25 protein-coding genes are annotated in these 26,435 nt (G+C 67.5%); 12 read left to right on the top strand and 13 right to left on the bottom strand.

Annotated elements, in window-relative coordinates; all coding sequences use genetic code 11:
• Nucleotides 1–43 precede the first annotated feature (43 nt).
• Complete coding sequence (locus tag GGR33_RS08875; RefSeq protein WP_183504109.1) at nucleotides 44–1,546, top strand: phosphomannomutase/phosphoglucomutase; 1,503 nt, start codon at nucleotides 44–46, stop codon at nucleotides 1,544–1,546.
• A 73-nt stretch (nucleotides 1,547–1,619) separates the two neighbouring features.
• Here GGR33_RS08875 and GGR33_RS08870 read toward each other — a convergent pair whose 3' ends face one another.
• Nucleotides 1,620–2,183, bottom strand: coding sequence for a pilus assembly protein N-terminal domain-containing protein (locus GGR33_RS08870; protein WP_246412924.1), 564 nt, complete (start codon nucleotides 2,181–2,183; stop codon nucleotides 1,620–1,622).
• A 362-nt stretch (nucleotides 2,184–2,545) separates the two neighbouring features.
• Between GGR33_RS08870 and GGR33_RS08865 the strand changes: the two genes are divergently transcribed.
• Complete coding sequence (locus tag GGR33_RS08865; protein WP_183504107.1) at nucleotides 2,546–2,761, top strand: hypothetical protein; 216 nt, start codon at nucleotides 2,546–2,548, stop codon at nucleotides 2,759–2,761.
• A 5-nt stretch (nucleotides 2,762–2,766) separates the two neighbouring features.
• On the opposite strand, the gene GGR33_RS08860 is transcribed toward GGR33_RS08865, so the two are convergent.
• Both GGR33_RS08860 and GGR33_RS08855 read right to left on the bottom strand, forming a co-directional pair.
• Complete coding sequence (locus tag GGR33_RS08860) at nucleotides 2,767–3,615, bottom strand: hypothetical protein (protein ID WP_183504105.1); 849 nt, start codon at nucleotides 3,613–3,615, stop codon at nucleotides 2,767–2,769.
• A gap of 91 nt (nucleotides 3,616–3,706) precedes the next feature.
• Complete coding sequence (locus tag GGR33_RS08855) at nucleotides 3,707–5,806, bottom strand: M3 family metallopeptidase (RefSeq protein ID WP_183504103.1); 2,100 nt, start codon at nucleotides 5,804–5,806, stop codon at nucleotides 3,707–3,709.
• A 503-nt stretch (nucleotides 5,807–6,309) separates the two neighbouring features.
• Between GGR33_RS08855 and GGR33_RS08850 the strand changes: the two genes are divergently transcribed.
• Nucleotides 6,310–7,131, top strand: coding sequence for an extensin-like domain-containing protein (locus GGR33_RS08850; RefSeq protein ID WP_183504101.1), 822 nt, complete (start codon nucleotides 6,310–6,312; stop codon nucleotides 7,129–7,131).
• A 165-nt stretch (nucleotides 7,132–7,296) separates the two neighbouring features.
• Nucleotides 7,297–8,367, top strand: a complete 1,071-nt coding sequence (locus tag GGR33_RS08845; protein WP_183504099.1) for a L,D-transpeptidase family protein — start codon at nucleotides 7,297–7,299, stop codon at nucleotides 8,365–8,367.
• 29 nt (nucleotides 8,368–8,396) lie between these two features.
• Here the strand turns inward: GGR33_RS08845 and GGR33_RS08840 are convergent, their stop codons facing one another.
• The 3 genes from GGR33_RS08840 to GGR33_RS08830 are packed head-to-tail and all read right to left on the bottom strand — an operon-like array spanning nucleotide 8,397 to nucleotide 11,190.
• The gene (locus GGR33_RS08840) at nucleotides 8,397–9,116 is read right to left on the bottom strand and encodes an ABC transporter permease (protein ID WP_183504097.1); all 720 of its coding nucleotides are present in this window, start codon (nucleotides 9,114–9,116) and stop codon (nucleotides 8,397–8,399) included.
• Nucleotides 9,113–10,294 (bottom strand): ABC transporter permease subunit, encoded by a 1,182-nt coding sequence (locus GGR33_RS08835; protein WP_246412923.1) that lies wholly within the window; start codon nucleotides 10,292–10,294, stop codon nucleotides 9,113–9,115. Before GGR33_RS08835 ends, GGR33_RS08840 begins: the two co-directional genes overlap by 4 nt.
• Nucleotides 10,291–11,190 carry a glycine betaine ABC transporter substrate-binding protein gene (locus GGR33_RS08830; RefSeq protein ID WP_183505018.1) on the bottom strand — a complete coding sequence of 300 codons (900 nt, stop codon included), beginning with the start codon at nucleotides 11,188–11,190 and terminating at the stop codon, nucleotides 10,291–10,293. Before GGR33_RS08830 ends, GGR33_RS08835 begins: the two co-directional genes overlap by 4 nt.
• A gap of 273 nt (nucleotides 11,191–11,463) precedes the next feature.
• Between GGR33_RS08830 and GGR33_RS08825 the strand changes: the two genes are divergently transcribed.
• Complete coding sequence (locus tag GGR33_RS08825) at nucleotides 11,464–11,853, top strand: response regulator (protein ID WP_183504095.1); 390 nt, start codon at nucleotides 11,464–11,466, stop codon at nucleotides 11,851–11,853.
• Between the two features lie 4 nt (nucleotides 11,854–11,857).
• Here GGR33_RS08825 and GGR33_RS08820 read toward each other — a convergent pair whose 3' ends face one another.
• Complete coding sequence (locus tag GGR33_RS08820) at nucleotides 11,858–12,229, bottom strand: YraN family protein (RefSeq protein ID WP_183504093.1); 372 nt, start codon at nucleotides 12,227–12,229, stop codon at nucleotides 11,858–11,860.
• A complete protein-coding gene (rsmI, locus tag GGR33_RS08815; RefSeq protein ID WP_183504091.1) occupies nucleotides 12,216–13,163 on the bottom strand; it encodes a 16S rRNA (cytidine(1402)-2'-O)-methyltransferase in 948 nt (315 codons plus the stop codon). Before rsmI ends, GGR33_RS08820 begins: the two co-directional genes overlap by 14 nt.
• Before the next feature lie 119 nt (nucleotides 13,164–13,282).
• Between rsmI and GGR33_RS08810 the strand changes: the two genes are divergently transcribed.
• Nucleotides 13,283–14,500: a penicillin-binding protein activator gene (locus GGR33_RS08810; RefSeq protein ID WP_183504089.1), complete on the top strand. Its 1,218-nt coding sequence runs from the start codon at nucleotides 13,283–13,285 to the stop codon at nucleotides 14,498–14,500.
• 13 nt (nucleotides 14,501–14,513) lie between these two features.
• Here GGR33_RS08810 and GGR33_RS08805 read toward each other — a convergent pair whose 3' ends face one another.
• From GGR33_RS08805 to rph, 5 genes are all read right to left on the bottom strand, one after another.
• Entirely contained in the window at nucleotides 14,514–15,275 is a 762-nt protein-coding gene (locus tag GGR33_RS08805; protein ID WP_183504087.1) for a Crp/Fnr family transcriptional regulator, read from the bottom strand.
• A 186-nt stretch (nucleotides 15,276–15,461) separates the two neighbouring features.
• On the bottom strand, nucleotides 15,462–15,698 hold the full coding sequence (locus GGR33_RS08800) for a DUF6894 family protein (RefSeq protein ID WP_183504085.1): 237 nt from the start codon (nucleotides 15,696–15,698) through the stop codon (nucleotides 15,462–15,464).
• A gap of 62 nt (nucleotides 15,699–15,760) precedes the next feature.
• On the bottom strand, nucleotides 15,761–16,948 hold the full coding sequence (gene hemW / locus GGR33_RS08795; protein ID WP_183505016.1) for a radical SAM family heme chaperone HemW: 1,188 nt from the start codon (nucleotides 16,946–16,948) through the stop codon (nucleotides 15,761–15,763).
• The gene (gene rdgB, locus GGR33_RS08790; protein ID WP_183504083.1) at nucleotides 16,945–17,580 is read right to left on the bottom strand and encodes an RdgB/HAM1 family non-canonical purine NTP pyrophosphatase; all 636 of its coding nucleotides are present in this window, start codon (nucleotides 17,578–17,580) and stop codon (nucleotides 16,945–16,947) included. The genes hemW and rdgB overlap by 4 nt, the downstream gene beginning before the upstream one ends.
• Nucleotides 17,577–18,290: a ribonuclease PH gene (rph, locus tag GGR33_RS08785; protein WP_183504081.1), complete on the bottom strand. Its 714-nt coding sequence runs from the start codon at nucleotides 18,288–18,290 to the stop codon at nucleotides 17,577–17,579. The genes rdgB and rph overlap by 4 nt, the downstream gene beginning before the upstream one ends.
• 289 nt (nucleotides 18,291–18,579) lie before the next feature.
• Between rph and ssb the strand changes: the two genes are divergently transcribed.
• The 6 genes from ssb (at nucleotide 18,580) to GGR33_RS08755 (ending at nucleotide 26,429) form a co-directional block, all read left to right on the top strand.
• Nucleotides 18,580–19,149 carry a single-stranded DNA-binding protein gene (ssb, locus tag GGR33_RS08780; RefSeq protein ID WP_183504079.1) on the top strand — a complete coding sequence of 190 codons (570 nt, stop codon included), beginning with the start codon at nucleotides 18,580–18,582 and terminating at the stop codon, nucleotides 19,147–19,149.
• Nucleotides 19,150–19,414: 265 nt separating this feature from the next.
• Nucleotides 19,415–21,103 (top strand): methyl-accepting chemotaxis protein, encoded by a 1,689-nt coding sequence (locus GGR33_RS08775; protein ID WP_183504077.1) that lies wholly within the window; start codon nucleotides 19,415–19,417, stop codon nucleotides 21,101–21,103.
• 224 nt (nucleotides 21,104–21,327) lie between these two features.
• A complete protein-coding gene (gyrA, locus tag GGR33_RS08770) occupies nucleotides 21,328–24,084 on the top strand; it encodes a DNA gyrase subunit A (RefSeq protein ID WP_183504075.1) in 2,757 nt (918 codons plus the stop codon).
• 334 nt (nucleotides 24,085–24,418) lie between these two features.
• Nucleotides 24,419–25,246 (top strand): outer membrane protein, encoded by an 828-nt coding sequence (locus tag GGR33_RS08765; RefSeq protein WP_183504073.1) that lies wholly within the window; start codon nucleotides 24,419–24,421, stop codon nucleotides 25,244–25,246.
• A 119-nt stretch (nucleotides 25,247–25,365) separates the two neighbouring features.
• Nucleotides 25,366–25,893, top strand: a complete 528-nt coding sequence (coaD, locus tag GGR33_RS08760) for a pantetheine-phosphate adenylyltransferase (RefSeq protein WP_183504071.1) — start codon at nucleotides 25,366–25,368, stop codon at nucleotides 25,891–25,893.
• The gene (locus tag GGR33_RS08755) at nucleotides 25,890–26,429 is read left to right on the top strand and encodes a peptidylprolyl isomerase (RefSeq protein ID WP_183504069.1); all 540 of its coding nucleotides are present in this window, start codon (nucleotides 25,890–25,892) and stop codon (nucleotides 26,427–26,429) included. Before coaD ends, GGR33_RS08755 begins: the two co-directional genes overlap by 4 nt.
• The last annotated feature ends 6 nt before the right edge of the window (nucleotides 26,430–26,435 follow it).

Raw genomic sequence — 26,435 nt, 5'->3', positions numbered from 1 at the left:
GTGCGATGAGGCCAGCCACCAGTTTGCTTCATAAAGGCCCGCGATGTTCCCCAAGCCGCACGCCTCGCTGACCCCGAACACCTTCGAGTTCGAGCAGTTTCCGCTGGTGAAGCCGACCGGCTTCCGGGAATACGACGCGCGCTGGCTCTTCCCGAAGGAGATCAACCTGATGGGCGTGCAGGCCCTCGGGCTCGGCATCGGCACGCTGGTGCACGAGATGGGCGTGCGGCCGGACATCGTCACGGGCCACGACTTCCGCTCCTACTCGTCCTCGATCAAGCTCGCCCTCATCGCCGGTATGCAGGCGGCGGGTCTGCGGGTGAAGGATGTCGGCCTCGCCCTTTCGCCCATGGCTTATTTCGGCCAGTTCGCCCTCGATTGTCCCTGCGTGGCGATGGTGACCGCCTCGCATAACGACAATGGCTGGACCGGCGTGAAGATGGGCGCCAACCGCCCAATGACCTTTGGTCCCGACGAGATGGGCCGTCTCAAAGAAATCGTCTGCGGCGGCACCTTCCAGTACCGCGACGGTGGCTCCTACGAGTTCGTAGAGGGCTTCCTCGACACCTACCTCGCCGACCTCAAGGCACGCGCCAAGCCCATCACCCGCAAGCTCAAGGTGGTCGCGGCCTGCGGCAATGGCACGGCGGGTGCCTTCGCGCCGAAGCTGCTCGAATCGCTCGGCGTCGAAGTGGTGCCGCTTGATGTGACGCCCGACTACACCTTCCCGCGCTACAACCCGAACCCCGAGGACATGGAGATGCTCCATGCCATCGCGCATGCGGTGAAGGAGCATGGCGCTGATGTCGGCCTCGGCTTCGACGGTGACGGTGACCGTTGCGGCGTGGTCGACAACGAGGGCGAGGAGATCTTCGCCGACAAGATCGGCGTGATGCTTGCCCGCGACCTGTCGAAGCTGCATCCCGGCGCGACCTTCGTCGTCGATGTGAAGTCGACCGGCCTCTACAACACCGATCCCGAGTTGCAGGCGCAGGCGGTGAAGGCCGATTACTGGAAGACCGGGCATTCCTACATCAAGCGCCGTGTGAACGAGCTCGGCGCGCTGGCTGGCTTCGAGAAGTCCGGGCACTTCTTCTTCAACGAGCCGATCGGCCAGGGCTACGACGACGGTCTTCTCACGGCGATCGCGGTCATCGAGATGCTCGATCGCAACCCCGACAAGTCGATGGCCGACCTCTACCGGGCGTTGCCGAAGACTTGGGGCTCGCCGACCATGTCGCCGCATTGCGACGACGAAGTGAAGTACGGCGTCGTCGAGAAGGTGACCCAGCGCTTCCAGGCCATGAAAGAGGCCGGCGAGACGGTGGGGGGCGCCAAGATTACCGATCTCGTCACCGTCAACGGCGTGCGCGTCTCCACCGAGGACGGCACCTGGGGTCTGGTGCGCGCCTCCTCCAACAAGCCGGAACTCGTGGTGGTGATCGAGAGCCCGGTCTCAGAGGCGCGCCTCCACGAGATGTTCAAGGCCGTCGATGGCATCCTTCGCGAGAACGAAGGCATCGGGGCCTACAATCAGACGATCTGAGACCCTGCGCGGCCGGCGGCGGCGTGGGCAGTTCGAATGAGACTGGCTGCGCTCACGACGACGTCGGCGAGCGTCAGCGTCCTGCGGGAGCCTGGCCGCCGGCACCACCGGGTGCAGTCAGCGGGATCGAGGCGCCCGAGGCCAGTTGGCTCCGCCTGTCGGCCTGCCCGCTGACATCGTCGAACCAGTCCTTGTTGTCGCCGAGCACCGCAGCCGGCTGGCAGCGTGGGGCGCAGATGTAGGAATTGCGGCCTGCAACTCCGCGCTGCACGGAGACGATGGAGGTCATGGGCGCCTGAACGGTGATCGACGCCTCGGTGATCAGCGTGCCCTTCGAGTCGAGCGCGATCAGGTTGGTCGTGCCGAGGCTCTTGCCGGTCAGGATCGCCACGCCGCCCGGCCGCGAGGTGACGTCGGCGATGGCCGGGTTGCCGACGACGACCGTGGCCGTCTGCTCCGGCAGCCGAACCACCTTCGCATTGTCGACCATCACGGAGATGACGTCGGAATCGGCCAGGCCGCCGGCCGCCTGACTCCCGCCCGCCGCGGCGAGGCCCGCAGCCAGCATGAGGCCTCCGGCCAAAAGGCGCAGGCCGGCGCGCACGCTTCGCTCGGATGGGCTCGGGACACGACGCATGATGCGGAGGCTCTCGCTGGTCTCGACAGGCCGGAGGCGCGCCCGAGGCGACGTCGTCCAGCGCGCCATCATTCGTCGGGATTGGTGAAGGAAGGGCTAATGTCGGCTCGCTGGCCATCTGCGCGGTCGGGCCGCAGTCCGGGCGCCGTGTAGAAAATCCCTGGAACCGGCGAACTGATCTTCGCGGCGACGTCGAGGTGCGCATTCGCACTGCAAAAAGCGCCCCCGCGATGCAGTGGTGAAATTACGGTTAACGACGAGGACTTCGCGGAACTTTATTCGCGCAATCCTGTTGCGACTGTACGGCCGAGCTTTTTTGCCCGACGGCCGGACTGGCTCGGCCCCAGGGTCGGGAGGCGAAGATGCCGCTGTTCGACACCAAGACGCTCGACACCGACTTCGACGGAGCGGCGCTGCTCGCATCGGTCCTGTACGCGACGCCCGAGGCGAAAGCAGAGGCGCGGGCGCGAGGGCTTGAGCGCTTGTCTCGCGCTGGCGCGCTCGCCGAGGCGCCGAAACCTGCGGCGTCTGCGCGGTCCGATCGTGCTCGGGTGCAGCCGGCCGATCACATCGCCTGATCGACTCACCAGGTCTGTGGGGTGATGATGCCCTGCTTGGTCACGACCACCCAATTGCGGCCGCGGCGCTCGATGGCCTCGACACGCCCGACGCCCGGCACCGTGTCGCCGCGAGCGACTTCGAGCAGGCGGCGCTTGCGGTCTTCGAGCATAGCGACGCCGTCATAGACGTCGCGCAGAGCCCAGGCTTCCACCGTTTCGGTCTTGGGCTTCGCATCCGCGATGCTGCCGGTCTGGGTCGGTTCGGCCTTCGGGGTCGAGGCCGCGGAGGCCGTGCTGGTCGTCGGCGCCGCTGCGATGGGGGCGGCGGGACGCTTCTCGATGGCGGCAGCCGGCGCCGGTTGCTCCCGCTCGGCGCGAGCGACGCGCTCGCTCAGAGCCGCGAGCTTCTTGTCGAGACCCTGTTCAAGGCGCGCGACCCGGTCGGTGAGACTCGGCGCGATGGTCTTGATGTCGGTGCGTGCGGCGGTCGTGGTCTCGCGCAGGGTGCCGAGCACGGTCGAGAGATGGGCGATTTCGGTTTTCAGGCGGCCGGCTTCCGAACGGTTGGCCTCCAGCGTGGCCTCGATCCGGCCGAGGGCTTCCCCCGAACGCTCCCGCGGTGCCGCCATCATGCCGAAGGCGGTTCCGACGACCAGCGCCACCGTCGCGACGGTGGCGAGCCGGCCGTCGACGGGCAACATCCAGCGTTTCGCGGCCGTCGGGGACGGCATCGATGTCGCGACGGCGGGCGCGATTTCGGGCTTCGGCTCGGATAGTCCGGCCACGGCCTTCTTGAGGAGTTCGGCGGGCGAAGACTTGGTCGCGCCGGCCGTCTTGTCCTCGACCTTCGCGCTCTCGACCGATCCCGTCATGGCCCAATATCCTGATTGTCTCAGGAAGCATTGGTTAAGCACGTTTGTTTACTGAAGGGTTACCGCCAGTGCTACGACCCGATTGTCGAGGCTACGCCGCCTTCACCAATCCCCGCTTCTTGAGCAAAGGTCCGGTGCTCGGCAGGCGGCCGCGGAAGGCCGTGTAGGCGTCGCGTGGGTCGCGCAGGTTGCCGGCGCCGTAGACGAAGCGGCGCAGCCGGGCCGCCGTCTCCGGGTCGAAGATGTCGCCGGCCTCGCGGAATGCGTCGAAGGCGTCGGCATCGAGCACTTCTGACCAGAGGTAGCTGTAGTAGCCGGCCGCGTAGCCCTCACCCGAGAAGATGTGAGCGAAGTGCGGCGAGCGGTGCCGCATGGAGATCTCCGCCGGCATGGCGATGCGCTGCAGGGCGTCCGCCTCGAAGGCGAGGACGTCGAGCCCGTCTTCTCCGGCCGCCGAAAGGTGCAGCGTCATGTCGACGATAGCCGAGGAGGTGTACTCCACCGTGGCGAAACCCTGATTGAAGGTGCGGGCGGCGAGCAACCGCTTCAGCAACTCCTCCGGCATCGGCTCGCCCGTGCCGTAGTGGCGCGCGTGCCGGCGCAGAACCTCGGGCTGTTCGAGCCAGTGTTCGTAGAGTTGCGAGGGCAATTCCACGAAATCGCCGGAGACGGCGGTGCCGGCGAGCAGCGGATAGGTCACGTCCGACAGAAGCCCGTGAAGGGCGTGGCCGAATTCGTGGAACAGCGTGCGGGCATCGTCGAATGAGAGCAGCGTCGGCTCGCCGCGGGGTGCCTTGGCGAAGTTCATCACGTTGACGATGATCGGCTTCACGTCGCCGGCGAGGCGTTCCTGCGAACGGAAGGCGCTCATCCAGGCACCCGAGCGCTTCGAGGCACGGGCGAAATAGTCGCCCAGGAACAGCCCGACCTCCGAGCCATCCGCATTCGTCACCGCCCAAGCGCGCACGTCGGGGTGGTAGCGCGGCACATCGCGCACCTCTTCGAAGCGCAGACCGAAAAGCCGCGAGGCGGTGTCGAAGGCCGCCTGGATCATGCCTTCGAGCGGCAGGTATGGTTTGATTTCGGACTCGTCGAGATCGTGCTCGGCGCGGCGCAGCTTCTCGGCATAGTGGCGCCAGTCATGCGCCTGGATCGCGAAGTTGCCGCCCTCGGCCTGGACGATACCCTGGAGCCGGTCGCGCTCGTCCGAGGCGCGCTGCCGGGCAGGCGCCCAGACCTCGCGGAGCAGGTCCATGGCGGCATCGGGCGAGCCGGCCATCGTGTCGTCGAGCTTGAAATGGGCGAAACTGTCGAAGCCGAGCAGCCGCGCCCGCTCGGCCCGCAGCTTGACGATCTCGGCGATGATCGCGCGGTTGTCGGTCTCGCCGCCGGTCTCGCCGCGATGCGTCCAGGCTTGGTAGGCGCGCTCGCGCAGGTCGCGTCGGGTCGAGAAGACCAGGAAGGGATCGATCAGCGACCGTGAAAGGGTAACGACATGGCCATGCGCACCTCCGCGCTCGGCCGCGGCCTCGGCGGCCGCCTCACGCAGGAATGGCGGCAGGCCGGCGAGATCGTCCTCGCCGTCGAGCGGTAGTATGAAGCCGCTCTCGTCCGCCAGGAGGTTCTGGCTGAACCGCGTGCCCAGTTCGGCCATGCGGCTCGCGATCTCGGCGACGCGTATCTTGGCCTCGGGACCGAGATCGGCGCCGGCGCGGCGAAAGCGCGTGCGGTAGCGGTCGAGCACACGCCGCTCCTCCTCGCCGAGAGCTTCGGCGTCGGCATCGACCCGAGAGATCCGCCCCCAGAGCTCGGCATTGAGGTAGATCGCGCTCGAATGGCGCGCGAGCTTGGGGCCGACTTCGCGCTCGATCGCCTGCAGGGCGGGATTGGTGTGGCTGCCGGTGAGGTTGAAGAAGGTCGAGGCGACGCGGTCGAGCCTCTCGCCGGCCCGCTCCATGGCGGCGACGGTGTTATCGAAGCTCGGTGCCCGGGTGTCAGCGGCGATCGCTGCGATCTCGGCCTGATGCGCCTCCAAGGCGCTCGCGAAGGCCGGCCCGAAATGCTCCGGCGCGATCCGCTCGAACGGTGCCAGACTATAGGGCGTTGACCACTGCGCGTCGTCGAACGGATTGGAGCCCACACCTTTCCCCGCGGCGGCAGGAGGAGTTTCGTGCAGGGTCTCGGCAGTCATCGGCGTTCTCGTTATCGGCACTGGTTGTCCGTTCGAAGATAGGTGGGCCGGTGGCAGGGCGCAAAGCCGGCTCTCCGGTCGAAAGGATCGGACCGTGACGTCCCTGCCCTAGCGGCGCTCGGCAAATGAACCGATCAACGCTGCTCTGCGGCCGCTGCTGCCGCGCGACGGCCGATCATCGGACAGCACAGATGCGCCCGCACTCGCACCGTCCCCGCGGCCCTGTCCTGTCCTTGCTGCTTGTGGGCCTGGTATTCGCGTCGCGTCCCGTCGCGGCGGATCCGTCTCCGCTGCCGACCTGCGTGCCGACCGTCTCCGTCTCGCCGCCCGAGCCTCCGGCGCGGCCCGAAGGACTGGCAGCCGAGCGTCCCCTTAATCCGCCGATCGACGCGCCCCCGCTGCCGCCGGAACGCCCCCCGGGCCTGTCCGGAACTCCCGCTCCGGAAGCGCCTGCAACGCTTTCGACGCCCGGGATCGAGCCTCCGCCGGGTACAGGCCCGGCGATGCCATTGCCACCGGCGCGGCCGCCCGAGTTGTCACAGGCGCTTCAGCTCAAGGTCGCGCCGCCATCGCCGCCGGATCTGCCGACCTGCGCTCCGAGCGTGGCAGAGCCTCCGCTGCCGCCCGGCCGCCCGGCCGAGCTATCGCCGAACTCCGCGCCAGGGAAAGCCTCGCCTCCGCCCGATCTCGCCCCGCCATCCGGTTTGCCGGAGGAAGCTCCGCTGCCGCCCGCGCGCCCGGCCGAGCTGTCGGGGGACGAGGCAGCCAAGCTCGCGCCAGCGGTGCCCGAGGATACGGAGTGCCTGCGCCGTCTCGACGGGCTCGGCGTGACGTATGCCAAGCTCGCGCCGACCGTGAACGGACAGTGCAGTCTGCCGCACCCGTTGAGCGTGAGCGCGCTAGGGGGCGGCATCAGCATCGGAGCGCCCGCGCTCATGACTTGCCGCCTCGCCGAGGGCCTGATGCGTTGGACGGCCGAGGTGCAGCAGATCGCCGACCGGGAGTTCGGTGAGCCGCTGAAAGGCTTCACCCTTGGCGGTACCTATGTCTGCCGTGGACAGAACCATGGCGTCGAGGCGCAACTCAGCGAGCATTCCTTTGCGAATGCCGTCGACGTGATGGGCTTCACCTTCGCCAAGCGGACCCCGATCCTCGTCGGAACGACGCCTGAGGGTTCGAAGGAAGCAGCTTTCGTGGCCGACGTTCGGAAGAAGGCTTGCGAGGCTTTCAGCACGGTGCTCGGCCCGGGCTCCGACGAGCATCACGCAAATCACCTGCACCTCGACCAGCGAGAGCGGAAGGCGGGGTACCGGCTCTGTCAGTAGGCGGCGGGTTCATGGGGAACCCGTCTTCCCGCGATGAGCGCGACGGGAGAGCTGACGCGAAAGGCCTGCGTTCTCAAGCCGCTGTGCGCCATCGGGAACGGTGCCGTTCGTTCAAACCTTATCGATCGCAGCGGCGTGGGCCGCCGACGAGGATCGACCACGGCCATGAACGGGTATCGGGTGTTTGCTGGCGTCGTGCTGCTCGAACTGTCATGTCTCGCCGGTCCGGCCTGGGCGAAGAAGGCCGCGGCTCCCGAGCCGGCGCCACTCACGATCGAAGCCATCAACGGCGCGACCTTCGCCGAGCCGAAGACCGAAAAGCCGTCGGCGGCGAACACGCGACGTGCCGGTAAGGACATCCGCCCCGATCCGCTGCTCATCAAGGTGCAGGTCTTGCTCGACCGCGCCCGGTTCTCGCCCGGCGCCATCGACGGACGCGACGGCGACAACCTCAAGGGCGCGCTCCAGGTCTATGCCGGCGCGCAGGGGCTTCCGGCGGCCGGCGGCCTCGATCGCGCCGTCTTCGATAAACTGCAGGCGACGAGCGCCGACCCGGTGGTCACGAGCTACACCATCACGGATGACGACGTGCGAGGCCCCTTCGCCAAGATCCCGCCGAAACTCGAAAAGCAGCGCGACCTCAAGTCGATGGACTATACCAACGTCCGTGAGATGCTCGCCGAACGCTTCCACATGCAGCGCGACCTGCTTTCGGCGCTGAACCCCGGCAAAGCGCTCGACGAGGCCGGAACGGTGATCACGGTCGCCGCGGTGCCTCCACTCGAACGCGGCAAGCCGAAGGATCTGCCGGCGGCCCCGAAGGTGACACGGATCGAGGTCGACAAGCAGGCGCGGCGGGTTCAGGCCTTCGGCGAGGACGGCGCCTTGCTGCGCAGCTATCCCGCATCGATCGGCAGCGAGGAGAAGCCAGCGCCCACCGGCAGCTTCAAGGCGACCCGCGCCGCCTTCGATCCCTGGTACACCTACAACCCGAAATACGCGTTCAAGGGCGTGAAGACCCGCCGAAGCTTCAAGATCGCACCTGGGCCGAACAACCCGGTCGGTCTGGTCTGGATCGATCTCTCGATCCCCTCCTACGGCATCCACGGCACCCCAGAGCCGGAAAAGGTCGGCAAGACCGAGTCGCATGGCTGCATCCGGCTGACGAACTGGGATGCACGCGACCTCGCCAGCCACGTCCAGAAGAACGCGAAGGTCGACTTCTTGGACAAGTGAACGGCCCTGCAACGACGAGACTGGTCCGGCTATCGACGCACCAGCGCGGCGACGGCCAACATCAGCGCGTCGCCCAGAAACGCCAGCGCCGCCGTCGCGCTCGCGCCTTGCAGCATCGGCAGGAGGTTCTGGTTCTGCAGCCCGGCGACGATCGGCGTGCCGAGGGTCGAGGCGCCGGCCAGCGCCCCCACGGCGGTGGTGGCGATCGACAGGACCAGGGCGACGCGCAGCGTATCGAGGATGCCCGCACCGGCCAGCGGCAATTCGACCTGCGTGAGAACCTGGCGCGGCGTCAGACCGAGGGCGATGCCTGCTTCCCGCGCCTCGGGCGAGACAGCCTCGATGGCGCCAACCGTGCCGCGCAGCGTGGGCATGATGCCGTAGGCGACCAGCGCCAGCAGTGTCGGCGGTCCGCCGAAGCCGAGCACCGGCAGCGCCAGCGCAACGACCACGACAGGCGGCACGGCCTGAGCTGCGGCGGCGGCCGTGTCGATGGCGCTGCGCAGTCCGCTCGCTCGCCTTCGTGTCACGGTGATCCCGAGGCCGACACCGAGTCCGCCGACGAGCAGAAGCCCGAGGCCGGCCAGCGCGAGGTGGTGGCTGCCGAGTTCGAGCAGCCGCGACGCACTCAGTTGCCGCCGCGCCGGCGCTCCGAAGAGTCCAGCGATCAGGCCCGCGACGGCAGGGTGGCTGAGTGCGGCCAGGGCGAGGCCGACGAGGAGAGGACCGAGGGCCGCGCGAAGCCTCATCCGCGCCACCGTCGATGCACCGCGTCCTCGACCAGGCTCAAACCCCGCTCGACGAAAAGCGAGAGGCCGATGACCGGCAACGCCCCGAGCAGGATCAGATCCGGTGCGAACTGCGCCATGCCGTCGAAGACGATCCCGCCGAGGCCGCCGGCACCGACCAGGGCGCCGAGCGTCGCCAACCCGATCGCCTGGACGCTCGCCACGCGAAGGGCGCCGACGAGGATCGGGGCGCCGAGAGGCAGGTGAAGGTCGAGCAGGATCTGGCGACGCGTCAGCCCAATCGCCGTCGCCGCATCGAGGCTCGAAGGATCGGCGGCACGCAGCGCGGCCTCGAGCCCACGCCAGAACGGCAGGAGCAGGTAGCCGGCAATGACGAGGATCGCCGGCCCCGGCCCCAGCGCCGAGAGCCCGGTCGCCCGCAATGCGGGAATGGCCGTGAGCAGGCCCGAAGCCAACGCGACGAGTCCCCCGAGCAGCGCTACCGCGGGCACCACCTGAAGGCCGTTGATGGCGATCTCGACGACGCCTCTACTTCTTCGCCACGCATAGAGAAGCACGCAACTGACGGCTGCGAGCGAGACCGCCGCGGCCGACAGGGCGATGTGCCGGAGGACGGCCCCCTGCACGACGGCCTCGCGTGCTCGGTACTCCACGGCGAGCGAGAGGCCGTCATAGGCCCCGGCTCGATGGAGGAGCAGGAACCCGATGAGCAGACCCGCGACGAGCAGCCATCCGGCGCCGTTGATCCGTGTCCTGCCGGCGGCCCAGAGCGAGGTGCCGGCGAGCAGCAATAGGCCGGCCCATGCTCCCGAGGCGAGCCGGGCGCGCGTGGCCGGCGGCTGGCCGTCGGTCAGGCCGGAGGCGGCCTGACCGAGCGCCACCGTGAACAGAAGGAGCGCCATGGCGAAGGCCACCATCGCGACCGGCGCGGCGAGACGCGAGCGGGTCGCTCCCATGCAGGATGCGCCGAGCAGGCAAAGGCCGCAGATCAGCCAGCCCGTCTGCCCAAGCACCGCAGCCGATACCGGCGTGCCCACGACCAGGCGATTGGCTGCGAGATGAAGCATCGGCAGCGCGGTCACGGTGAAGGAGAGCGCGCTCGCGACAGCGAGCACGGAGAACGTGTATCGGATGCTGACGCCGGCAGGCAGGTCGAGCGGCTTCGCGATGCCGGTCATCGCGAGACGCCCGCCTCGGCGAGGTAGGCCCGTGCGACGGCCTCGGCCGTTTCGCCCTCGACGGTGATCCTGGCGTTGAGGCGGCGAAGCGTATTCGCTTCGAGCCGGGCGAAGACGGGATCGAGCGCCTCGCGGATGCCGGGGTGATGTTGCAAAGTTTCGGCGCGGATCACCGGCGCGACTTCGTAGACGATCTGGGCTGCCTTCGGATCGCTCATCACCGTGAGATCGAGCGCTGCAAGCGCACCGTCGGTGCCGTAGACCATGCCGGCATTGACCCCGCTGATCCCCTCGGCGGCCGCCCGCGCCGTCACGGCCGTGTCGCCCCCAGGCAGGCTGACGATCCGGCTGGCCGGGAGCGAGAATTCGTAGGCGGCCTCGAAGGATGGCAGCGCAGCGGGGCTTTCCACGAATTCCGTCGAGGCCGCGAGAGTGATCACGCCGTCCCGCACGGCGTCCGCGAAATCGGCCATGGACCTGAGGCCGCGCTCGCGGGCGAGGCCGCCGCGGACCGCGATGAGCCAGGTGTTGTTGGCCGGTGCCGGCTTAAGCCAGACAAGACCGCGCTCGGCATCGAGCGCCCGGGCCCGTTCATAGCCGCCCGCCCCGCTCTTCCAGACCGCATCGGTCTCGGTGCCGGAAAAGAAGGCGCCGTTGCCGGTATATTCGGGATAGACGTCGACCTCCCCGGCGAGCAGCGCCGAGCGCACGATGAGCGTCGGCCCGAGGCCGAGCTTGCGCTCCACCGTGAGGCCCAACCCTTCGAGGATCAGGGCGATCAGGCTGCCGGTCAGCGCGCCTTCCGTATCGCTCTTGGAGGCCACGACGACGGGGCGGCCGTTTTGCGCTCGAAGGGGCGTGGTGATTGCCAGCCCCAACGCACCGACTGCGGCCATCATCCCGCGTCGGGTCAGATTTTGGCCCGTTGGGTCATCGGCCCGACAGGCCGACGGTTGCCGGATTGCAACGAATGTATTGGCGCGTAACATTACACCGGACCGAGGCCCCGAGGCGGCTTGCCGGGAGCTTGACACGCCTTGCATAACAGGCGACGCCTCCAAGCGTTTCGGGCTCGGCCCGATACGCCTTGCACGACAATCCGATACAAGACCGCCTCCATCGCGGCAGCGTTCCGATAGCGGAGCGAATCGAAGGGGACACCATTCGGCGTGAGCGCGGAACCCAACGAGGACGTCCTCAAAGGCGCACGAGTGCTGGTCGTCGAGGACGAGGCCGCCATCTCGATGCTGCTCGAGGACATGCTGCTCGATTTCGGCTGCGAGATCGTGGGACCTGCCGCGCGGCTCGCCACCGCGCTCGACATGGCTCAGCGCGAGACCTTCGCCGTGGCGATCCTCGACGTCAACGTCGCCGGCGAGCCGATCTATCCGGTGGCCGAGGCGATCGTCGAGCGTGACCTTCCGCTGGTGTTCTCCACCGGTTATGGCGGCGCCGGCATCCGTGAGCCGTTCCGGGACCGCCCCGTGGTGCAGAAGCCCTTCAGCCAGGCCGATCTCAAGCGGACGCTGATTTCGGCGATCAAGGCCGCAAACGCCTGACGGCTCATTCGATCGCGAATGCGTCGACGAGGTGAACGGGCCATGCCCGGCGCCCCACGAAAACAGCATCCGCACGCAGAGTCGCATCCGATGGCGGGGGATGGCGCGCCAGCCAGACCCGCACAGCTCGAGAAAAGCGCCGACGCTTGTGCGCGTCGATCGCGACCTGCGCGTCGGCGATCGACGCCCTCGCCTTGACCTCGACGAAGACGATAGTGCGCCCGCGGCGCATGACGAGGTCGATCTCGCCGCCGGCAGCAGAAAAACGTCTGGCCAGGGGGCGGTAGCCCTTCAGCATGAGCGCGACGAGCGCCACGGTCTCGCCGTCGAGGCCGCGCCGGTAGGTCGCCCGGCGCCGGTTCTCAGGCGCCCTCATCGTTGCGCCGGGCGAGCGCCAGGGCACGCGCGTAGACGTCGCGCTTCTTCCGGCCGGTCTCGTCGGCGACGAGGGCCGCCGCATCCTTGATCGAGTGACGGGCGAGCGCCGCCTCGATCCGCGCGTCGAGATCGGTGTCGGCCTCCTCCACCTCTTCTTCCACGGCTGTGCCGATCACCACCACGACTTCGCCCTTCGGCGCCCCCTCCTCCGCGAAGGTCTCGGCGAGGGAGGCGAGGCTGCCGCGCCGGATCGTCTCGAAGAGCTTGGTGAGTTCGCGCGCCACTGCGGCGGGGCGGGTGCCACCGAGGACGGCAGAGGCATCCGCCAGCATCTCCGGAAGGCGGTGGGGGGACTCGAACAGCACCAGTGTGCCCGGGATGCCGGCCAGCGCCTCCAAGCGGTTCCGGCGAGCCCCTGACTTCTGCGGCAGGAAACCCTCGAAAAAGAAGCGGTCGGTGGGCAGGCCGGCCGCAACGATTGCCGTCATCACCGCCGACGGGCCGGGGATCGGGGTGATGGCGATACCCGCGTCTATCGTGGCCTGGACGAGCTTGTAGCCGGGATCGGAGACCAGCGGCGTGCCGGCATCAGAGACAAGGGCCAGCGCCTCACCATTCTGCATGCGCAGGATCATCCGCTCGCGCACGGCCTCGTTCGAGTGCTCGTGATAGGCAACGAGGGGCGTCGTGATCCCGTAATGCATCATCAGCGTACGAGTGACGCGCGTATCTTCGGCGAGAACGGTATCGGCGGCGGCGAGCGTCTGCAGGGCACGGAAGGTGACGTCGCGTAGGTTCCCGATCGGCGTCGCGACGATGTAGAGGCCGGCCGGCAGCGGCTCCGCCTCGGCAGCGAGGCCGAAGGCCGTGAAGGTTGCGGTGGGTTTGGCCGCCCCGGGCTTCGGGTCACGCCTGTCGATTCGCTGTGTCATGAGGACGACAATGCCACGCTCGTGCAGCGTTGCGGACCGCCTCCGGCGCCCAGTTCGCATTTACTTTTCGCCGGGCCGCCGACATCGTGCAGGTGTTCGAGGCTTGGGGAGGCCGCTGGATGAGGTGTGACCGCCCGAAGATCGGATGCGCGCATGGCGCGTTGGCTGGCCTCCTCGCCTGGACCCTCGCAGCATGCGTCGGCGGCCCTGATGCGCCTCGCTCGCGCCCCGAAGCGGTCGCGACCCAGGCCGAGGCACCTGCGGCGCAGCCCTCGAAGCAGAGTGCGGGCCAGATCGGCTCGGGCAGCGTCAAGGTCGCGCTCATCGTACCGCTCACGGGACAGGGTGCGAGCGTTGGCGCCGCTCTGCGGAACGCGGCGGAACTCGCCTACGACGACTTCCAGAAGCCCGATCTCAGCATCGTCGTAAAGGACGATCGGGGCACGCCGGACGGCGCCCGCGAGGCGGCGCAGTCGGCGCTCGCGGATGGTGCCGAGGTGGTGCTCGGCCCGCTCTTCGCGGCCAACGTCGCCGCCGTCGGTGCGCCGGTGCGCAATGCGGGCAAACCCGTGATCGCCTTCTCGACGGACGCGGCCGTGGCGGCGCGCGGCGTGTATCTCATCAGCTTCCTGCCCCAGTCCGAGGTCGACCGCGTCGTCGAGGAGGTGACGGCCGGAGGGCGCCGCTCCTTCGCCGCGATGATCCCCGAAACCAACTATGGCAACGCCGTCGAAGCGCAGTTCCGCGAAGCGGTGGCGCGCAAGGGTGGTCGCGTGGTGGGCCTGGAACGCTACGCGCCGGCCGATCCCGGTGCAGCCATCGAGAGGCTGAAAGGCGTGATCTCAGGCCCCGATGCGCAGGCCGACGCGCTGTTCCTGCCGGGCTCGGCCGACGGCCTCGTCACGATGGCTTCAGCGCTCACAAAGGCGGGATTTTCGCCCTCGCGGGTGCGTCCGGTCGGAACGGCCCTATGGAACGATCCGAAGATCCTCGCGCTGCCGGCCTTCCAGGGTGGGGCCTTCGCCGCACCGGATTCCGCCGGCTTCGCCTCGTTCTCCCAGCGTTACCAGGCCAAATACGGGTCGGTGCCGCCGCGCGTGGCGTCGCTCGGCTACGATGCCGTCTCGCTGACCGCGGCCCTCAGCCGACAATACGGCACCCAGCGTTTCACCGACGCGACGCTGACGACGCCGTCGGGCTTCACCGGTATCGACGGGACCTTCCGGTTCCGGCCGGATGGCGCGAGCGACCGGGCGCTGGCGGTGTACGAGATCCGCGGTGGCGCGGCGGCGGTGACGAGCCCGGCACCGCGCTCCCTCGGTCCTTCCGGGATCTGACGCCGCTTCCGGCTCAGGCCCGCTTCAGCAGTCTCTCGTATTCGGCCTCCGATACGCCGTAGGCGTCGCCGACGAGGTCGAGAAGCTTTTCGCGGTTGAGCACCGTGATCCGGCCGCGCCGCGCCCGGATCATGCCCTCTCCTTCCAGGAGCTGGGTGGCCATCGTCACGCTCGGGCGGCGCACGCCCAGCATCAACGAGAGGAATTTGTGAGTCAGCGGCAGCTCGTCGCGGCCGAGACGGTCCTGCGTCATCAGGATCCAGCGTGCCAGTCGCGCCTCGATGTTGAGATCAGCGTTGGCATAGACCGTTTGCCCTACCTGCACGATGAGGCTCTGCGCGAAGCGGCCGAGCACACCGCGAAGCGACGCGCTCTTGTGCATCGCCATCTGAAGGTCGGCGGCAGGGATGCGAAGCGCATAGCCCTCGGCTTGAACCAGGCCGATGTGAGGGGATTGGTCCGCGCCGAGGACGAGAGGCAAGCCGACGAGCCCCTCGTAGCCGACGATCCCGATTTCCACGCGACCACCCTCCGTGCTGCTGACGTCGGCGACGATCGAGATCAGGCCCTCTTCGATGAAATAGGCGTGCTGGATCGGCGTATGCGCCGCGAGCAGGATCTCGTTCAGCGATAGCGAAATGCGCTCGAAAGCGGGTGCGAGCAGCGCGAAGTCCTGCGGATCGAGGATGCTCAGGAGGCGGTTGCGGCTACCGGAGAACTTGGGCTCATCGGGGCTCTCGCTCTCGTCGGAGCGAAGGATCTGCGTTTCGGTCATTCCGAACTCCAGGCGCTACCGGCCATACCCTTCAGACGCGAGAAAAGATGCGGTGCTCTCGATAGTTCATGTTGGCCGAGCCAATCCCTGATCAGGGTTGTCGGTCGAAGCAGCAAGGTCGCGTACCGATGAAGACTTCCGACCGCTCTGAAACGGGGTAGGTGGGACTGGTATGCAGGCCGCTGATCAATCCACCCAACCGCTGCGCAGCGAGAGGGTTGCGTTGAAGAGCACCCTCCTGTCGCCGTCCCTCAGAGTTCCGGTGAAGTCTCGGATGTGCCCGTCCGGAAGCTCGTCCTTCGCGAGCATCGCCAGGGCGGCCACCAATTCCTGGCGCGCCTCCTCGGCGCTCGCATGCTCGGAGCCTTCGTTGTCGTCGAAGCTTCGCAGCCCGTCATCGAGCTCAAAGAAAAAAAGCGGCATCGTTCCCTCAGGCTGGTCTGACCTGTAACTCGCTGATGCCGCAAGAGTTTCTGTCTACAGGTTCACACTTGCCCGGAAAGTTCCGTCACCAGCGCGTTGAGGACCGGCGCGCCGCGAGGAGTCGCCGCGACGTTCCCCGTTGGGGTCATGGCGACGAGGCCGTCCGCGATCAGGGTTTCGAGCCGTTTGCGATCGAGCGCCCTGCCCTTCAGCACGGTGTAGCGCGCCGGGTCGATGCCTTCCTTGAGGCGCAGGCCCATCATCAGGAACTCGTCGCCCTCGTCGTCTGGCACGAGTTTTTCGGTCTCGACGATGCCGTGGCCGTCGCGCTCGACGCGGGTGAGCCACGCCTCCGGCAGCTTCTCCGTCACCGTGCCGAGGCGCCCCTCCGGCTGGACGAGGCGGCCATGGGCGCCCGGGCCGATCCCGGCATATTCGCCGTAGCGCCAGTACAGCAGGTTGTGCCGTGATTGCGCGCCCGGCCGCGCGTGGTTCGAGATCTCATAGGCCGGCAGGCCCGCCTTCTCGCAGACCTCCTGGGTGACGTCGTAGAGCACGCGGGCATCTTCGTCGTCCGGCGGTACCAGACGGCCGGCCTGGGCGAGACCGAAGAACGGCGTGCCCGGCTCGATGGTGAGTTGGTAGAGCGAGAGATGCTCGGCCGCGTGAGCGATGGCCTCGCTCAGCTCGGCCCGCCAAGCCTCCGGCGTCTGCTTGGGCCGGGCGTAGATCAGGTCGAAGGAATAGCGTTCAAAATGCGCGGCGGCCGTGCGCACCGCCGAGAGCGCCTCGTCGACGCTGTGCAGTCGGCCGAGGGCCTTCAGGTCCGTATCGTTCAACGCCTGAACGCCCAGCGAGACGCGGTTGACCCCGGCCGCCCGGTAGCCGCGGAAGCGCTCGGCCTCGACGCTCGTCGGATTGGCCTCCAGCGTCACCTCGACTTCGGGCGCGATGCTCCAGGCCCCGGCCACAGCATCGAGCAGGCCGGCGACCGTCTCCGGCTTCATCAGGGACGGCGTGCCGCCGCCGAGGAAGATGCTCGACACAGTGCGGTCGGGCGTGCGCGCGGCGGTGTGGGCGATCTCGCTGCGGAAGGCCGCGAGGAAGCGCGCCTCGTCGACGCCCGCGTGGCGGACGTGGCTGTTGAAGTCGCAATACGGGCACTTCGACGCGCAGAACGGCCAGTGCAGGTAGATGCCGAAGCCCGCGTCACGGGTCGGGTGGTCTGGCGCCCGCGCGTCGATGGTCATCCCGGTCTGCGCAGGCATGCCGCCGCGAGCAGTACGAAGGCCCGCGCGCGGTGCGAGAGGGCGGCCCCGCTATGCCAGTCGACGCCGTGCTTTTCGGCCGAGGACATCTCGCCGAAGGTGCGCTCGTGCCCGTCCGGCTTGAACATCGGGTCGTAGCCGAAGCCGAGCGTGCCGCGCGGCTCCACAAGATCGCCGTGGACGCGCCCCTCGAACAGCTCGGTATGGCCGTCGGGCCAGACGAGCATCAGCGCCGAGACGAAATGCGCGCGAGTCGAAGGCGTGCCGCGGCGCGCGACCTCATCGGCGATCCGGGCCATTGCGCCGGAAAAGTCCTTGTTCGGGCCAGCCCAGCGGGCGGAGAAGATGCCGGGCGCGCCGTCGAGCGCTTCGACGCAAAGACCGGAATCGTCGGCGAAGGCCGGCAGGCCCGAGGCCTGGGCAGCCGCATGCGCCTTGATGGCCGCGTTCTCGGCGAACATCGTGCCCGGCTCGTCGGGCTCGGGCAGATTTAGCTCGCCAGCCGAGACCGCCTCGATGCCGAACGGCGCTAGCAGCTCGCGCATCTCCACGAGCTTGCCGGCATTGTGGGTCGCGATGACGACCCGGCCCGTGAGAAGGCGGGGCGTGTTCACGCGATGGTCTGCTTCTGGAGTTCGATCAGCTCGGCGATGCCGCCGCGGGCGAGCTTGAGCAACTCCAGGAACTGCTCTTCCGAGAACGGCTCGGCCTCGGCCGTACCCTGAACCTCGACGATGCCGCCCTTGCCGGTCATCACGAAGTTCGCGTCGGTGTCGGCGGCCGAGTCCTCCACGTATTCGAGGTCGAGTACCGGGGCGCCCTTGTAAATGCCGCAGGAAACCGCGGCGACGTGGTCGCGCAGAGGATCGACCGAGATGATCGAGCGCTGGCGCATCCAGGAGAAGCAATCGTGGAGCGCGACCCAGGCGCCAGTGATGGCGGCCGTACGGGTGCCGCCATCGGCCTGGAGCACGTCGCAATCGATCGAGATTTGCTTCTCGCCGATCGCCGGCAGGTTGGTGACGGCGCGCAAGGACCGTCCGATCAGGCGCTGGATCTCCTGCGTGCGGCCCGACGGCTTGCCGGAGTTGACCTCGCGACGGGTGCGCTCGTGCGTGGCGCGCGGCAGCATCGAGTATTCGGCCGTGACCCAGCCCTTGCCGGAACCGCGCAGCCAGGGCGGTCCGCGCTCTTCGAGAGAGGCCGTGCACAGCACCTTGGTCTCGCCGAAGGTGACGAGGCAGGAGCCCTCAGCGTAGCGGGCGACCGCCCGCTCGAGCGTGACCTTGCGCATCGCGTCCGGAGCGCGCTTCGAAGGCCGCATCCCGTTCTCCCGTCATTGTGATGAAGGCCGGGCTCATAGGCCGAGCCGCCGCGGGCGGCAAGCCGATCCGCCTCCTACCGGCCGTGAAGGGGCCGTGACGACGCTGCCGTTCCAGTGGAAGACGCCACGAAAACCCTTGACGGATCAAAAGAACAAAAAAAGAACATACGCGTGACGTTTTCGATGCGCATAAACGTGGGCGTCCGGTTGCCGACGGGCCCCGCACACCCCATGAAAGCCCCGTCGGGCATGACGTCGGCCCAGTGAGAGTGATCGGAAGGAGAGAGCGATGGCGGGCAGCGTGAACAAGGTGATTCTGGTCGGCAATCTCGGGCGCGACCCCGAGACGCGCCGCCTCGCCTCGGGCGACCCGGTGGTCAACCTGCGGATCGCGACCTCGGAATCCTGGAAGGACAAGAGCTCCGGCGAGCGCAAGGAGAAGACCGAGTGGCACTCGATCGTGATCTATAACGAGAACCTGGCGCGGGTGGCCGAGCAGTACCTGCGCAAGGGCTCGAAGGTTTACATCGAAGGTCAGCTCCAGACCCGGAAATGGGCCGACCAGTCGGGCGTCGAGAAATACACCACTGAGGTGGTGCTGCAGCGCTTCCGCGGCGAGATGACCATCCTCGACGGCCGCAGCGGCGGCGGTGGCGGTGACTTTGCCGGCGAGGACGAGGGTGGCGGCCAGATCAGCCGTGGTGGCGATCGGGGCGGCAGCCGCGGCGGCGATTACGGCGGCGGCGGCGGCGAGTATGGTGGCGGTCGCTCCTCCGGCGGCGATCGACGTCCCTCGGGTGGCGGTGGCGGTGGTGGCAGCAAGCCGAACTACGACCTCGACGACGACATCCCGTTCTAGGCCCGGATCGGCACGGCGTTCGGCAGAGCCGAGTTGCGGTTGGGATCGGCCGGAGGCTGCCAGGTTCGGCGGAGAGTAATCCTGCTGCAACACAGCCTTCGCCGGTCTCGGATCGGCGGGCACTGCACATCAAACCTTAACCACGTCTGGAATACACCATTCCAATGTGTCGGTGATCAAACCTCGTCAATCGAGGAGCATGCCGCGTTCGAGATCGCGGACTGCCTTGAACAAGCCCGGCACCGTGAGGGAGCGCCGGGTTTCGATGTCACGTTTCAGGTTCACCATCAGCCGCCGCTTCATCGGCGTCGCCATATTGGCCGGCCTCCTGGCGGCCGCCTGTCTCGGTCTCGCCATGGCGGAGTTCCGGTCCTCGATGGTCGCGCAGAAGCGCGAGCAGGTTCGCACCCTCATCGAAACCGCCCTCTCGACGGTGCGCCCGCTCGTGGAGCGCGCGAAGTCGGGCGCCATGAGCGAGGCCGACGCCCAGCGCATGGTCAAAGACCTGCTCAATCAGACGCGTTTCGAAGGCTCGAACTACATCTTCGTGTACGATTACAGCGGCAATACGCTGGTGCACATCCGCAGCGACTATCTCGGCCACAACCGGTTCGACAGCAAGGATCCCGCCACGGGTCTATACATAACCCGTCGGATCATCGAGGCCGCAAAATCGGGCAATCCCTATCTCGAATACTCGAACCCGAAGCCGGGTAGCGACACGCTGAAGCCAAAGATCAGCTACGTCGCGTCCATTCCCGAGTGGAATTGGGCCATGGGAACCGGAATCTACGTCGACGACATCGATGCCGCGATGTCCCAGGCCATCTGGTCGGTGCTGACCCTCGTCCTGCCGATCGCGCTGGTCTGCCTGGGGGTGGTGATCTACCTCGCCCGCTCGGTGTCGCGTCCCCTGAAGGCCCTGACCGCCTCGATGGGCCGCCTCGCCTCGGGCGACCTCGACACCACGATCGCCGGCAGCGACCGAAACGACGAGATCGGCGAGATCGCGGGAGCGGTCGCGACCTTCCGCGAGAGCCTGAAGGCCCGCGCCGCGGACCAGATTGCCCAGGACGCGCTCACCCACGAAGAAAGCCAGGCCGCGCGCCGCGGCGCGATGGCGAAGATCGCCGAGAACTTCGAGGTCCGGATCGGGCGCCTGGCCGGCGGCCTGTCGCAATCCGCCGCACAGATGGAGAGCACGGCGCGCACCATGTCGAGCGTCGCCGAGCAAACCAGCGCGCGGGCGATCGATGTCGCCGGCTCTGCAGAGCAGACCTCGAGCAACGTCCAGGCCGTCGCCGCCGCCACGGAAGAGCTGACCGCCACGGCGCAGGAGATCGGCAACCGGATCGAGGATTCCTCGCGCATGGCCGGTCGTGCGGTGGAGGAGTCGCGCCGCAGCGACCAGTCCGTCCAGTTGCTCTCGGCCGGCGCGCAGAAGATCGGCGACGTCGTCGCGATGATCTCGGCCATCGCCGGGCAGACCAACCTGCTCGCCCTCAACGCCACCATCGAGGCGGCTCGTGCCGGTGAAGCCGGCCGCGGCTTCGCGGTCGTCGCCAGCGAGGTAAAGGAGCTCGCAGGTCAGACCGCCCGCGCCACCGACGAGATCACCGCACAGATCGCACAGATCCAGGAGGCGACCCGCGAGGCCGTCGGCGTGATCCAGGGCATCGGCGCGACGCTCGGCGAGATGCACCACGCCTCGACCTCCATCGCCGCGGCGGTCGAGGAGCAGCAGGCCGCGATGCAGGAGATCGCCCGCAACATCGCCCAGGCGGCGAGCGGCACGAACGTCGTCACCGGTTCGATTGCCCACGTCCAGCACGATGCACGCGGCACCGGCGAGGCCGCCACCAACGTGCTCGCCACGGCCGCCGAGCTGTCGCGCGATGCCGGAGAACTGCGCCGCGAGGTGGAGCGGTTCCTGGCGGAGATGCGCGCGGCCTAGCATCTGCATTTCGTCCGACTTCGAGAGCCGGCCGCACCGCGAATGTGTGGCCGGCTCTTCACGTTTTCGGGGCCTCCGGAGGCACCCCGATCGATCCGAGCTAAGATGCTGATTCGGCTTGCAAAGATTTCTCTCGCGCGACGCGCCCGCGCGCTGGCGGAGGCGCGCCAAGTCGGGTAAACGGACCGCAACCCGGTCCAGACGACCCGAGAGAGTTTTTTTCCTTGGCAGACAACGACAAGCCCGGCGCGGGCGAGCCCCCGACGCCGCCCGCGACCGATATCAAGCCGGTCAACATCACCGACGAGATGCGCCGTTCCTACCTCGATTACGCGATGAGCGTGATCGTGAGCCGTGCGCTGCCCGACGCGCGCGACGGTCTCAAGCCCGTGCACCGGCGCATTCTCTACTCGGCCTACGAGAGCGGCTTCCTGCCCGAGCGGCGCTACGTGAAGTCGGCCCGCATCGTCGGCGACGTGATCGGTCAGTACCACCCGCATGGCGACCAATCGATCTACGACGCCTTGGTCCGCATGGCGCAGGACTTCTCGATGCGCCTGATGCTCATCGATGGGCAGGGCAATTTCGGCTCGGTAGATGGCGATCCGCCGGCGGCCATGCGCTACACCGAGTCGAGGCTCGCCAAGCCGGCGACGTCGCTGCTCGCCGACATCGACAAGAACACCGTCGATTTCCAGCCGAACTACGACGACACCCGCGAAGAGCCGACGGTTCTCCCGGCGCGCTTCCCGAATCTGCTCGTCAACGGAGCCGGCGGTATCGCCGTCGGCATGGCGACCAACATCCCGCCGCACAATCTCGGCGAGCTGATCGATGCCTGCGTCGCCCTGATGGACGATCCGGGCATGACGATCGAGCAGCTCACGGAGATCGTGCCCGGCCCCGACTTCCCCACCGGCGGCTCGATCCTCGGTCGCGCGGGCGTGCGTCAGGCCTACGCCACGGGCCGCGGCTCGATCATCATGCGGGCGAAGTCCGAGGTCGAGGAGCTGCGCAAGGAGCGCGAGGCCCTGATCTTCACTGAGATCCCGTATCAGGTGAACAAAGCCACGCTCATCGAGAAGATCGCCGAGCTAGTGAAGGAGAAGCGGATCGAGGGCATCTCGGATCTGCGCGACGAATCCGACCGCGACGGCATGCGCGTCGTCGTCGAGATCAAGCGCGACGCGATGGCCGAGGTGGTGTTGAACCAGCTCTACCGCTTCACGCCGCTGCAGAGTTCGTTCGGCGCCAACATGGTCGCGCTGAATGGTGGCCGCCCCGAGCTGATGAACCTGAAGGATCTGCTGACGGCCTTCGTCGATTTTCGCGAGGAAGTCGTCTCGCGAAGGACCAAGTTCCTGCTCGGTAAGGCCCGCGAGCGCGCCCACGTGTTGTGCGGCCTCGCCATCGCGGTCGCGAACATCGACGAGGTCATCCGGCTAATCCGGACCTCGCCCGATCCGAACACGGCGCGCGAAGCCCTGATGGCCCGCGACTGGCCGGCCTTCGACATCGCCCCGCTGATCGCCCTGGTGGACGATCCGCGCCACCGCGTCGCTGATGACGGCACCTACCGGCTCTCCGAGGTCCAGGCCCGTGCCATCCTCGATCTGCGCCTGCAGCGCCTCACCGCTCTCGGCCGCGACGAGATCGGCGACGAGTTGGCGAAGCTCGCGGAAGAGATCGCCGACTATCTCGACATTCTGCGCTCCCGCGCTCGCATCCAGGCCATCGTCAAGACCGAGCTGGCCGAAGTCCGCGAGGCCTTCGCCACCCCGCGCAAGACCGTCATCCTCGACTACGATTCGAACGTCGACGACGAAGACCTGATTCAACGCGAGGACATGGTCGTCACCGTGTCCCATGCCGGCTACGTCAAGCGCGTGCCGCTGGCGACCTACCGGGCCCAGCGCCGCGGCGGCAAGGGCCGCTCGGGCATGTCCACCCGCGACGAGGATTTCGTCACGCGGCTGTTCATCGCCAGCACCCACACGCCGGTGCTGTTCTTCTCCGACCAGGGCCAGGCCTACAAGGAGAAGGTCTGGCGCCTGCCGGTCGCGGCGCCGAATGCCAAGGGCAAGGCGCTGGTCAACATCCTGCAGCTCCAGAGCCAGGGCGAGCGCATCACCACGATCATGCCGCTGCCGGAGGACGAGACCACCTGGAACGACTACGACGTGATGTTCGCCACCGCGTCGGGCAACGTCCGACGCAATAAGCTCTCCGACTTCACGGTGGTGAACCGCAACGGCAAGATCGCCATGAAGCTCGATGAGGGCGATCACATCGTCCATGTCGAGATCTGCAAGCCCGAGCAGAACGTCCTGCTGACGACGGCCAAGGGGCAGTGTATCCGTTTCCCCGTCGAGGACGTCCGCGTCTTCAAGGGCCGCGACTCGACCGGCGTGCGCGGCGTCAACCTCGCGACGGGCGACGTGGTGATCTCGATGGCGATCCTCAACGCCTTCGAGGCGACGCCAGAGGAGCGCGCCGGATATCTCAAGATGCGCCGCGCGGTCATCGGCGACAGCACGGAAGATGCCGCAGAGGCAGCGGAGGCTGCCGACGAGGCCGTGGCGGACGCCGCGATCTCGCTGGAGCGCTACGAACAGATGGGCGCGGCCGAGCAGTTCGTGCTGACCCTCTCCGAGCGTGGCTTCGGCAAGCGTTCGTCGTCCTACGAGTACCGGACCTCCGGTCGCGGCGGTAAGGGCATCACCGCGATGCGGGTCAACAGCCGCAACGGCGATCTCGTCGCGTCCTTCCCGGTGGAGGCCTCCGACCAGATCATGCTCGTCACCAATGCGGGCCAGCTCATCCGCGTGCCGGTGGACGACATCCGCATCGTCGGCCGCGCCTCTCAGGGCGTGACGGTGTTCAACACCGACAAGGCCGAGCGCGTCGTGTCCGTCGAGCATATCGAGGGCGAGGAAGGCGGCGAGGTCGAGGTGGATGACGAGGGCGGCGGCGAGGATTGAGCAACGGTATTCCGTGAGGACTGCCATTCTCCGAATCGAAAACCGCTTCGATCACTGCCGCATGCAATGGAATCCCCGAGCCCGAAACGCGGGTTCGGGGTTGTCGCGCCAGAAAAATGACGTCAATTTCTGCCGGAAGGCGGCTTATCGGCACAAACAGCGCAGGCAGATCTTATTTTAATTGCCTGGGATTAAAGTGGCGACTTGCTCGTTCGGGAGTAATACTGATTTGTATGGCGCTTGGACAATCGATGTGTCCGATTTGTCATAGCTAAGCTGAGGTCAGTCAAGCAAGTTGCGATCTACGATCACTCAGATTCGTAGGATCACCTCGGTGCGACATTCCACCACGCTGGCTGTGCTGGCTGCAGCCTTTCTCTCCACGACCGCGATGGCGGCGGACCTTCCCCGCCGCGCCGCTCCGCCGCCCGTGTTCGTGCCGATCCCGGTCTTCAGCTGGTCGGGCGCCTATTTCGGCGTGAATGCCGGCTACGCCTTCAGCGAGAGCGACACGATCCGTACCACCGGCATCGGGGCGCTCGAGGCGAACGTCGTCAACAACCTGCGTCGGCGCAACGTGGCGATGCCGCAGGACGGTTTCTCGGCGGGCGGCCAGGTCGGCTACAACTTCCAGCTCACGCCCGGCAGCGGTGTGGTGTTCGGCATCGAGGCTGACGCCCAGTACACGGATCTGCAGCGCCGCCGGACCGAGACCATCTTCAACCCAGTCTTCAACCCGAACGTTCTGACCAACAGCTACCGGACCGAACTCGGCTTCCTCGGAACCGTCCGCGGCCGCATCGGCTATGCCTTCGACCGCGTCCTCGTCTACGGAACCGGCGGCTTCGCCTATGGCGACGTCAGCCAGAGCGTCACCTTCCGCACCGCTGCTCCGATAACGTATTCCGGCGCCCGCTCGACCATCGAGACCGGCTACGCCTATGGCGGCGGCATCGAGTACGCCCTGCCGACGGAATCCTTCCTCAACGTGTTCCGCGCCAGTGCCGTCACGATCAAGGCCGAGTACCTGCGCTACGACCTCGGCAGCCGCAATCTCCTGGTGGCGACGCGGGGCGGCCCCGGCGTCGGCTACAACTCCCGCTTCGACACCGAGGGCAGCATCGTGCGGGCCGGTCTGAACTTCAAGTTCGGCGGCTTCTGATCGATCCGGCCCGGCGCCACACGAACAGAGACGATGAGGGGCTCCGATCGGAGCCCCTTTTTCTTTTGACGAAAGGGGGCCGTTCCGTTCGCGCGCGAAATGCTCTAACCCGCTGCGCAATGGTCCGCACAGCCCTCTATGCCGGCTCGTTCGATCCGGTCACCAACGGCCACCTCGACGTGGTGCGGCAGGCGAGTCGTCTGTCCCAGCGCCTCGTCCTCGCCATCGGCGTACATCCGGGCAAGGCGCCGCTGTTCTCGGCGGATGAGAGGGCGGAGCTTCTGAAAGAGACCTGCGCACCGCTCGCGGAGGCCGAGGGCGCCGAGGTCGAGATCGTCACCTTCGACGATCTCGCCGTCTCGGTCGCCCGCCGCCACAACGCCAGCATGTTCATCCGCGGCCTGCGCGACGGCACCGATCTCGACTACGAGATGCAGCTCGCCGGCATGAACGCGGCCATGGCGCCCGAGGTCCAGACGGTGTTTTTGCCGGCGTCCACCGGCGTGCGCCCGATCACGGCGACGCTGGTTCGGCAGATCGCGGCCATGGGCGGCGACGTCTCGCCCTTCGTTCCCAAGATCGTGGCCGAGCGACTGACGGCCCGTTTCGCCAAACTAGAAACGACCACGGAGACCACCCCATCATGAACCGCCGGCTCGCCATCCTCACGCTCGCGCTCACCACGGCGCTCGGTTTCGCCGCGCCCGCATCGGCGGATTCGAACACCGTCACCCTCGAGACCAAGGACGGCCGCATCACCATCGAGCTGCGCCCCGAAATCGCGCCGAAGCACGTGAAGCAGATCAAGGCCCTGGTCGGGAAGGGCTTTTACGACGGCCTGAAGTTTCACCGCGTCATGGACGGCTTCATGGCCCAGACCGGCGACCCGAAGGGCAACGGCACCGGCGGCTCGAGCCTGCCGAACATCCCGGCCGAATTCTCCTCCGCGCCGTTCAAGCGTGGCACCGTCGGCATGGCCCGCTCGCAGGATCCGAATTCCGCGAACTCGCAGTTCTTCATCTGCCTCGGCGACGCGCCGTTCCTCAACGGCCAGTACACGGTGGTCGGCGTCGTCACGAGCGGCATGGACGTCGTCGACAAGATCAAAAAGGCCGATGCCGGCGCTCCCGGTGGCGCCGTGACCAACCCCGACAAGATCGTCTCGATGAAGCTCGGGAACTGAGACGCG

This window comes from Methylobacterium brachythecii (assembly GCF_014196345.1).
Classification (GTDB): Bacteria; Pseudomonadota; Alphaproteobacteria; order Rhizobiales; family Beijerinckiaceae; genus Methylobacterium; species Methylobacterium brachythecii.
Note: the sequence above shows the minus strand (reverse complement) of the source record. Positions and strands in the feature narration are given on the sequence as shown.